Annotated in this window: 6 protein-coding genes and 1 pseudogene; 3 read left to right on the forward strand and 4 right to left on the reverse strand. The window is 64.7% G+C overall.

Features of this window, described 5'->3' with window-relative positions; translation table 11 throughout:
- The first annotated feature begins 39 nt into the window (after window positions 1-39).
- Entirely contained in the window at window positions 40-1,503 is a 1,464-nt protein-coding gene (locus B2R83_RS04860; RefSeq protein WP_292038673.1) for an APC family permease, read from the forward strand.
- Window positions 1,504-2,151 (forward strand): CatA-like O-acetyltransferase, encoded by a 648-nt coding sequence (locus tag B2R83_RS04865; RefSeq protein ID WP_292038676.1) that lies wholly within the window; start codon window positions 1,504-1,506, stop codon window positions 2,149-2,151.
- On the opposite strand, the gene B2R83_RS04870 is transcribed toward B2R83_RS04865, so the two are convergent.
- The 4 genes from B2R83_RS04870 to B2R83_RS04885 form a co-directional block, all read right to left on the reverse strand.
- Window positions 2,132-3,220 (reverse strand): alpha/beta fold hydrolase, encoded by a 1,089-nt coding sequence (locus B2R83_RS04870; RefSeq protein ID WP_292038680.1) that lies wholly within the window; start codon window positions 3,218-3,220, stop codon window positions 2,132-2,134. The two genes, B2R83_RS04865 and B2R83_RS04870, sit on opposite strands and share 20 nt — an antisense overlap.
- A 159-nt stretch (window positions 3,221-3,379) precedes the next feature.
- Window positions 3,380-5,545: a S46 family peptidase gene (locus B2R83_RS04875; RefSeq protein WP_292038681.1), complete on the reverse strand. Its 2,166-nt coding sequence runs from the start codon at window positions 5,543-5,545 to the stop codon at window positions 3,380-3,382.
- Window positions 5,546-5,675: 130 nt separating this feature from the next.
- Window positions 5,676-6,962: a cardiolipin synthase gene (gene cls / locus B2R83_RS04880; protein ID WP_292038683.1), complete on the reverse strand. Its 1,287-nt coding sequence runs from the start codon at window positions 6,960-6,962 to the stop codon at window positions 5,676-5,678.
- A gap of 82 nt (window positions 6,963-7,044) precedes the next feature.
- Window positions 7,045-7,314: a GlsB/YeaQ/YmgE family stress response membrane protein gene (locus B2R83_RS04885; RefSeq protein ID WP_036212790.1), complete on the reverse strand. Its 270-nt coding sequence runs from the start codon at window positions 7,312-7,314 to the stop codon at window positions 7,045-7,047.
- Window positions 7,315-7,599: 285 nt separating this feature from the next.
- Between B2R83_RS04885 and B2R83_RS04890 the strand changes: the two are divergent.
- A pseudogene (locus tag B2R83_RS04890) lies at window positions 7,600-8,199 on the forward strand (hypothetical protein); the annotation flags it as partial.

The raw sequence follows: 8,199 nt of genomic DNA on the forward strand, positions 1-8,199 counted from the left end.
ACCGGAGCGCTGCCGAAGCTTCTTCACAAAGGACATGCCGTGAATCTGACCCTTGGCCAAAAGCTGATCCGCACCAAAACAGCCGAACGTCAGCATGACGAAGAAAGCAGCGGCGGCGGCCTCCAGCGATCGCTCGGCCTGTTCCCGCTGACCATGATCGGCGTCGGCGCCACGGTCGGCACCGGCATCTTCTTCACGATGGTCGAGGCGGTGCCGAAGGCCGGTCCGGCCGTGATCCTGTCCTTCCTGCTCGCCGCCGTCACCGCCGGCCTGACTGCGCTGTGCTACGCCGAACTGGCCGGCCGCGTGCCCGCCGCCGGCTCCTCGTATTCCTTCGCCTACGCGACCGTGGGCGAGTTCGCCGCCTTCATCGTGGCGGCCTGCCTGCTGCTCGAATACGGCCTGGCGGGAAGCGCGGTGGCGATCGGCTGGTCGGACTACCTGAACAACTTCCTGTCGAATGCCTTCGGATGGGAGATTCCGGCCCACCTGCGCTCGCCGATGTTCGTGTCCGACCACCACAACGTCCACGTCAATCCCGGTAACTTCAACCTGCCGCCGGTGATCCTGGTGGCGATGTGCTGCATCTTGCTGATCCGCGGCACCAGGGAATCGGCGACCACCAACTCCATCATGGTGCTGGTCAAGCTGGCCATCCTGATCTTCTTCGTCGTGATCGCCTTTACCGGCTTCGACGCCGCCAACTTCACGCCCTTCTTCAGCCCCGACCCCGACAGCGGCTTCGTGGGCATGGCCGGCGTGACCGCCGCCGCCGGCACCGTGTTCTTCTCCTTCATCGGCCTGGACACCATCGCCACCGCCGGCGAGGAGGTGAACAACCCGCGCCGCAACGTGCCGATCGGGATCCTGTCGGCGCTCCTGATCGTGACCGTGTTCTACCTGCTGGTGGCGGTGGCCGCGATGGGCGCCCAGCCCGCCCGCATGTTCGCAGGCCAGGAAGCCGGCCTGTCGGTGATCCTGCAGAACGTCACCGGCCAGGCCTGGCCGGCGCTGGTGCTGTCGGCCGGCGCGGTGGTGTCGGTGTTCTCGGTGACCCTGGTGACGATCTACGGCCAGACGCGCATCCTGTATGCGATCAGCCGCGACGGCCTGATCCCGAAGACCTTCCAGAAGGTGAACAAGCGCACCCTGGCGCCGACCGCCAACACCATCATCGTCTGCCTGGTGGTGGGCGCGGTGGCCGGCCTGGTCGACGCCACCTTCCTGTGGGACATGGTGAGCATGGGCACCCTGACCGCCTTCATCGTGGTGTCGATCGCCGTGCCGGTGATTCGCGCCAAGCAGGGTCCCGGCGAGCCGGGCCACTTCCGCGTGCCTTTCGGTCCCTATGTGATTCCCGGCCTGTCGGTGTGTGCCTGCCTGTACATCATGAAGGACCTGTCGCCGGCCACTTTCCGCGTGTTCTTCATCTGGATGGGCGTGGCCGTGGCCACCTACTTCCTGTACAGCGTGCGCCACAGCCGCCTGAACAAGGCCCGATAAATGGAGGTGTTCGAACGGCGGCGCGACCGCTTCGCGCTGTTCGACGCGATGGACAGCGCCGCGGTCAACATCTGTTTTCCGCTGGAGCTGCCGGACTTCCGGCCGTGGTGCAGGGAAGAGAAGCTGGCGCCCTTCCACGTGCTGCTGTGCGCGGTGCTGCGCGCGGTGCTCAAGCTGGAGAACTTCCGCTACCGCCTGCTGGACGGCGAGGTATTCCGGATCGAGCGCCTGCGGCCGGCCTTCACCGTGATCAACCAGCACCAGGACCTGAACTTCGCCATGTTCGACTGGTCCGACGACCTGCGCGAATTCGTCGCGCGCGGCATCGCGGCGCGCGAACAGGCGTCGGCCATGAAGGAGCTGAACGAAGCCTACCGCGGCCTCGGCCCGCGCGAAGCCAAGGAGCAGGTCTTCATCACCTGCATTCCCTGGCTGGCCTTCACCTCCATCCAGCATCCCAGCGCCTCGCTGGCGCATCCGGACATTCCCTCGCTCGCCTGGGGCAAGTTCCGCGACGCGCCGGGCGGCCGCCTGGAGCTGCCGTTCTCGGTGCAGGCCCACCACGGTTTCGTCGACGGCTTCCACATCCACCAGCTCGCGCAGCAGATTGCCGGCGAGCTGGAGGCGATCATTTCGCCAGCGGCTTGACGACCTCCAGCAGGCTGACGAGAAGCTTGCCCGGCTCTTCCCACGGCACCATGTGGGCCGAGCGCTCGAACCAGACGATGCGCTTGTAGGGCGCGTCCACCGCGTCCATCCAGGCGACGGTCGGCGCGGCCGGCGTCGTGTAGTCGTGCCGGCCCAGGAACATCACGACCGGGATCGGGAAGCGCTTCACGGGCGAAAAATCCACGTCGAGAAATTCCGGCAGCACGCGGCCCAGCGTCAGTACGCTGCCCTTGTCGATGTCCTTCACCTGGCTCGGGGTGTACTCGGGGGAGAGCAGGGGGCCGCGGAAGAAGTAGGCGGATTCGCTGCGGAACGCGGACAGGCCGCCGTAGTGTTGCGGCCATTTACGGGCGATGACGATGCGCTCGCGCGTGATCGGCCGGTCGCCGGGGTAGGGCGCGATCGATGCCATTTCCTTGAGCGCTTCGGCATTGTTCTCGCGCCTGGCGCGCTCCCAGGCGTAGTCGAAGCTGATGCGCTCGTTCTCGCGCACGTTCAGCACCTGGCCGATGCCGACATAGGCATGAAACAGGTCGGGGCGCTTGAGGGCCGCACGCATGCCGACGATGGTGCCCCAGCTGTGCCCCATCAGGATGAGCTTGCGCTTGCCGTATTTCGCCTTCAGGTGCGCGGCCACTTCGATGGCGTCGTCGACGTAGCGCTCGATGCGGATCGTCTCGCCCACCTTGTCCGGGTCGGCCTCGCCATAGCTTTTTCCCGCGCCGCGCTGGTCCCAGTTCACCACCGTGAAGTATTCCTCGACCGGGCGCTGGAACTGCCACATGGTCGGCGTGACCGGGGAAGCGGGGCCGCCGTGCACGAACAGGATCATCGGGTTGGCGCGGTCCTGGCCGCGCACGCTGAGCCACTGGTCGACGCCGCCGATGCGGGTCTTGTACGACTCCTGCACGCCGCTGGGCGCGCTGATGCGGCTCAGGTCCTCGATGATGGTGCGCGCTTTCACATACGGGTCAGGGGTTTCCTGCGCCATCGCGCCGGAGCAAATCAGCGCAAGCAGCGCGCCGCAGAGTAGCCAGGTCTTGTTCATGCCAGTCCTTTCACGATCGATGAAAGGAGTATGGCGGCGCGTCTGCGTGCCCGCATCCGTTGCGCGACGAACTGCACGAACGGTGGCATGAAACGAAAAAAGCCACGCGGCCTTGCGGCGGCGTGGCTTCAGGGAAGGCGCCCGCAGGCGCCGCCGTGCTTATTGCACGCCCATTTCCTTCAGCAGGTTGTCGGCCTTGTCCACATGCTTCATGTTCCACAGCATGTAGCGGCTGTCGACCTGGATCGAGCGGGTCATGGCCTTGTTGAAGTCCCAGTCCGAGATGATCGAATCCAGGGTGCCGTCGAAGGCCAGGCCGATCAGCTCGCCCTTCGAGTTCAGCGCGGCGGAACCCGAGTTGCCGCCGGTGATGTCCAGCGTCGCCAGGAAGTTGACCGGCACGGTCTTCAGCTTCGGATCGACGTACTTGCCGAAGTCCTTGGACTGGATCGCCGCCAGCTGGGCTTCCGGCGCGTTGAACTCGCCTTCGCCGGTGTGCTTGGCCACGATGCCTTTCGGGGTCGTGAACGCGGTCCAGGAACCGGTGCCGTCGGCGCCGACGTCACGGCCCATCACCTTGCCGAAGGTGACGCGCAGGGTGCCGTTGGCGTCCGGGTAGACGGCCTGGCCGCGGCTGTTCATGTAGGCGATCTTGGCGCGCATGTAGTTGCCGTAGGCTTGCTGGATCTTGCCCGCCATTTCCTCTTCCTTGGCTTCATCGCGCATCGACGCGTCGTACATCGCGACGGCGGCCTTGATGAAACTGTCGTTCGAGGCCTGGAACTCGGCCGGCGACTTCTTCAGCCATGCGGCGCGCTCTTCCTTGTTGGCCAGCTTGGAGCCGGCGTAGATGCGGTCCAGCGCGGCCTTCAGCTCGGCGTCGCTCATGCCCGGCTTGATGCCGAGGGCGGCATCGAAGGCGGCGTCATGCTCGGCAGCCGGCTGCGCGTTGTACTTGGTGAGGAAGTTCAGCACCAGCGCCTTGTCGACCTTTTCGTCGTAGGTGCGGTCCTGGCCGGTGATGACTGAGGTCCAGCGCGCCAGGTCGCGTTCCTGGAAGCCGGTCTTGCGTTCGGCGTCCGGCTTGGTGCGTTCGTTGGCCAGGCGGTACAGCGAACGCGCCGAGGACAGGAACTTCGGCTGGGCGTACGACAGGTAGAAGCCCTTCTTGGCGTTGGCGTCGCGCTCGGCGATCAGCTTCTCGGCCTGCTCGATGTCGGCGGCATACTGCGCCTTGCGGGCCGGGGTGGCGTTGACCCAGGCCTTCAGGGCATTGTGCTCGGCCGTCTTACGCTGCAGGAAGTCGCTGTTCGCGTACGAGGTCAGCATGCCCTTGCGGTTCTTGTAGTAGTTGTTGACGCCGGCGATCTGGCCGGCGTACTTGAGCTTGGCGGCCGGGTCGTTCTTGGTCTCGCGCTCGATGATCGCCAGGGTCTCGCCCGATGCCTGCACGAAGGCCGGGTAGTTCCAGGTGAAGGTCGATTCGACTTCCGACGGCAGGCGATGGCGGTTGGTGCGGCCCGGGTAGCCCAGCACCATCACGAAGTCGCCTTCCTTGGCGCTGGCGCTCGGGTCGGCGATCTTCAGCACGTGCTTCGGCTTGTACGGCACGTTGTCTTGCGAGAATTCGGCGGCCTTGCCGTCCTTGCTCACGTAGGCGCGGTAGAACCCGTAGTCGCCGGTGTGGCGCGGCCACATCCAGTTGTCGGTGTCGCCGCCGAACTTGCCGACGCCGGCCGGCGGTGCGTGCACCAGGCGCACGTCACGGATCTCGAGCTGCTTCAGGCGGTAGAACTCCAGGCCGCCGTAGAAGCTGGCCACGGTGCAGCGGTAGCCGGCATCCTTCTCGCACTCGGCCACCAGCTTCTTCTGGTTCTTCTCGATGGCGTCGATACGTGCCTTGCCGCTCAGCTTGGCGACGTCCGGGGTGATGATCTGGTTGGTGACGTTGGCCACTTCCTCGGTCACGTAGACACGGCTGCCCGGTGCGGCCGGCAGCTCTTCGCCCAGGGTCTTGGCCAGGAAGCCGTTCGCCAGCAGGTCGCGTTCCGGGGTGGAGTTGACCGCGATGCTGTTGTACACGCAGTGGTGGTTGGTGACGACCAGGCCCTGCGGCGAGACGAACGAGGCCGAGCAGCCGCCCAGGCTCACGATCGCGCCCATCGGGAATTCGGTCAGCTTGGTCAGGGTGGACGGATCCAGCTTGAGGCCGGCGGCTTTCAGTTGCTTGGCTACTTGTGGCAGCTGCTGCGGCATCCACATGCCTTCGTCCGCATGTGCGGCGAAGCTGGTCAGGATGGCCAGCGAGAGGAGGGTCTTTTTCATTCGCGTCTATGTATAGGAAGTGGGAACTCTTGGGCTCCGCGGAGCATGCAAGAGTATCCGTAATCACCATACATATCGTCAACCAGTATTTCGTACCGACAAACGCGGAGTTCTCCAGAAGAAACTTGTCCTACAACTGGGCGCTAAACAGCGAGGCGACGCCGGTGCTCAGGCGCTGCCACCACGGCCGTTCGCGGTGTTCCGCCCTGGTTACCGGGCTCGAGCGCCGCCAATCATCCTCGAAGATGGCGGTCTGCTCGCGCGCGAAGCCTTCGTGCAGCACGTTGAGGTTGGCCTCGTCGTTGATGCTGAAGGAACGGTTGTCGAAGTTGGTCGAGCCGACCGACACCAGCAGGTTGTCGACGATCAGGGCCTTCACGTGGTACATCGTGGGCTGGTATTCGGCCAGCTTGACGCCCGCTGCGAGCAGCTCGCCCCAGCGCTCGCGTGAGGCGGCCTTGACCAGGTCCGAATCGATGATCTCGCCGGGCATCAGGATGCGCACCCGCACGCCGCGTTTCGCCGCCTCGATCAGGGTACGGATGGTGAGCTCGTCGGGCACGAAGTAGGCCGCGGACAGGTCGATGGTCTTGCGCGCCGAGGTGATCGCCATCAGGTACATCAGGTGCATCGACTCGGCCCCGCCGGTCGGCGAGCTCGAGAACATCTGGGCCGGCATGTCGCCCACGTGCTGCAGGGCCGGGAAGTAATCGGCGCCGTCCAGCACGGTGCCGGTGGCCTTGGTCCAGTTGTCGTTGAACACGGCCTGCACCTGGCCGACTACCGGTCCTTCGATGCGGAAATGGGTGTCGCGCCAGTGGTCCTTGTCCTGGGCATTGCCGCGCCACTGGTCGGCGATGCCGACCCCGCCGGTGAAGCCGACCTCGCCGTCGATCACCAGCAGCTTGCGGTGGGTGCGGTTGTTCAGGCGCGCCAGCTTCCACCAGACCGGCTTGTGGTAGCGCTGTACCTGCACGCCGGCCTGTTTCATGGCGTCGATCTGGGCCAGGTCGAGCTTGAGGCTGCCCATGAAATCCAGCAGCACGTGGACTTTCACGCCGGCGCGGGCGCGCTCGATCAGGGCCTCGGTGAATTCCTGGCCGATCGTGCCCGACCAGTAGATATAGGTTTCGAAGGTGATGCTCTTCTCGGCCGAGCGGATCGCATCGAGCATGGCCGGGAAGATCTGGTCGCCGTTGAGCAGGACCTCGACCTTGTTGCCTTCGAGGATGGGTGGACCGAGCAGGACCCCGAGCGAGCGGCGGAACTGCGGATCATTGGTATCGTACTGGCGGGTCAGGCGGGTTTCAATTTGTGTTTCGCTCGGCATGAAATTGAGCGCGAGCACCCCGCCGACCAGCGTGAGGGCGGCCGTGACGAGGATGGTCCAGAATCGTTTGGGTGATAGTAGGGACATACGGAAAGACCGATGGAACTGCGGGCGTAAAAAAACCAACGCATGAAGCGTTGGTTTTTAGCTAGGGCTAGCCGATTGCTGATTAACGAACACGGCCGCGACGCAGCAGGTTCACGATCGCCAGCAGGATGACAGCACCCAGGAACGAAACCAGCAGCGACGAGACGCTGAAGTCATCGGAGTTGATGGTGCCGGTGCCGAACAGCGGCGACAGCAGCCAGCCACCCAGGAAGGCGCCAACGATACCAACCACGACGTTGAGAATCATGCCCTGCTCTGCGTCGGTCTTCATGACCATGCTGGCCAGCCAGCCCAGAATGCCACCGACAACAATCCAAATGATGAATAACATGGTGTACCTCCTTCAAGTGTAAGAAATCATACCCCCAGGCCCGAATGAATTGCCGTGGCCATGGAGAAAAGTCTAAGGACCAGTCTCCTTCAGGTCGGTGCGGCAACGAACGTTAGACGGCGAATCTACGCGCCTGTTCTGGCGCCTTGAATTGTTGAGCGAAAAGAACCGGTAGGGTGCGTCAGCGAACAGAAGCGGTCTTGTCCCGGGCATAAGGTTTCAACACTTGCAATACCGATTTCTGTTTGCAGGACCCTGCACCTGACCCTTCTGAAAGGATTCGCCATGAGTAACTACGATTCGAATAACAACACCCAGAATTCCCGCATGGTCACCGGCCTGTTCCCCGACCGCGCCAGCGCAGAGCGCGCCTATTCCTCGATCTCGACCCGTGGCTACACCAAGGACGACGTCAACCTGATGATGTCGGATGATGCACGCAAGACCCATTTCGGCGACACCGATACTGAACTGGGCAGCAAGGCCGCTGAAGGCGCCGGCATCGGCGCCGGCATCGGCGGCACCATCGGCGCCGTCCTGGCAGGCATCGCCGCCGTCGGCACCACCCTCGTGCTGCCTGGCCTGGGCGTGGTCGTCGCCGGCCCGCTGGCAGCGGCCCTGGCCGGCGCCGGCGCCGGCGGCATCACCGGTGGCCTGATCGGCGCGCTGATCGGCGCCGGCATCCCGGAAGACCGTGCTGCCCACTATGAAGAAGGCATCAAGCGCGGCGGCATCGTGATGGGCGTGAACGCCCGTTCGGACGAAGATGCGCGCCACATCCAGCAATCCTGGACCGACAGCGGCGGCACCCACATCATCGGCACCGGCGTCGGCGCCCTGGGTGGCGCGGCAGCCGGCGCCGCCATTGGTTCGGCGGCCGGCCCG

It is taken from the genome of Massilia sp. UBA6681, from assembly GCF_002454935.1.
Classification (GTDB): Bacteria; Pseudomonadota; Gammaproteobacteria; order Burkholderiales; family Burkholderiaceae_D; genus Telluria; species Telluria varians.

Bases quoted from the DNA above. Each gene is read 5' to 3' on its own strand.
- B2R83_RS04865 (WP_292038676.1), top strand. From the start codon at position 1,504: ATGGAGGTGTTCGAACGGCGGCGCGACCGCTTCGCGCTGTTCGACGCG.
- B2R83_RS04870 (WP_292038680.1), bottom strand. From the start codon at position 3,220: ATGAACAAGACCTGGCTACTCTGCGGCGCGCTGCTTGCGCTGATTTGC.
- B2R83_RS04875 (WP_292038681.1), bottom strand. From the start codon at position 5,545: ATGAAAAAGACCCTCCTCTCGCTGGCCATCCTGACCAGCTTCGCCGCA.
- cls (WP_292038683.1), bottom strand. From the start codon at position 6,962: ATGTCCCTACTATCACCCAAACGATTCTGGACCATCCTCGTCACGGCC.
- B2R83_RS04885 (WP_036212790.1), bottom strand. From the start codon at position 7,314: ATGTTATTCATCATTTGGATTGTTGTCGGTGGCATTCTGGGCTGGCTG.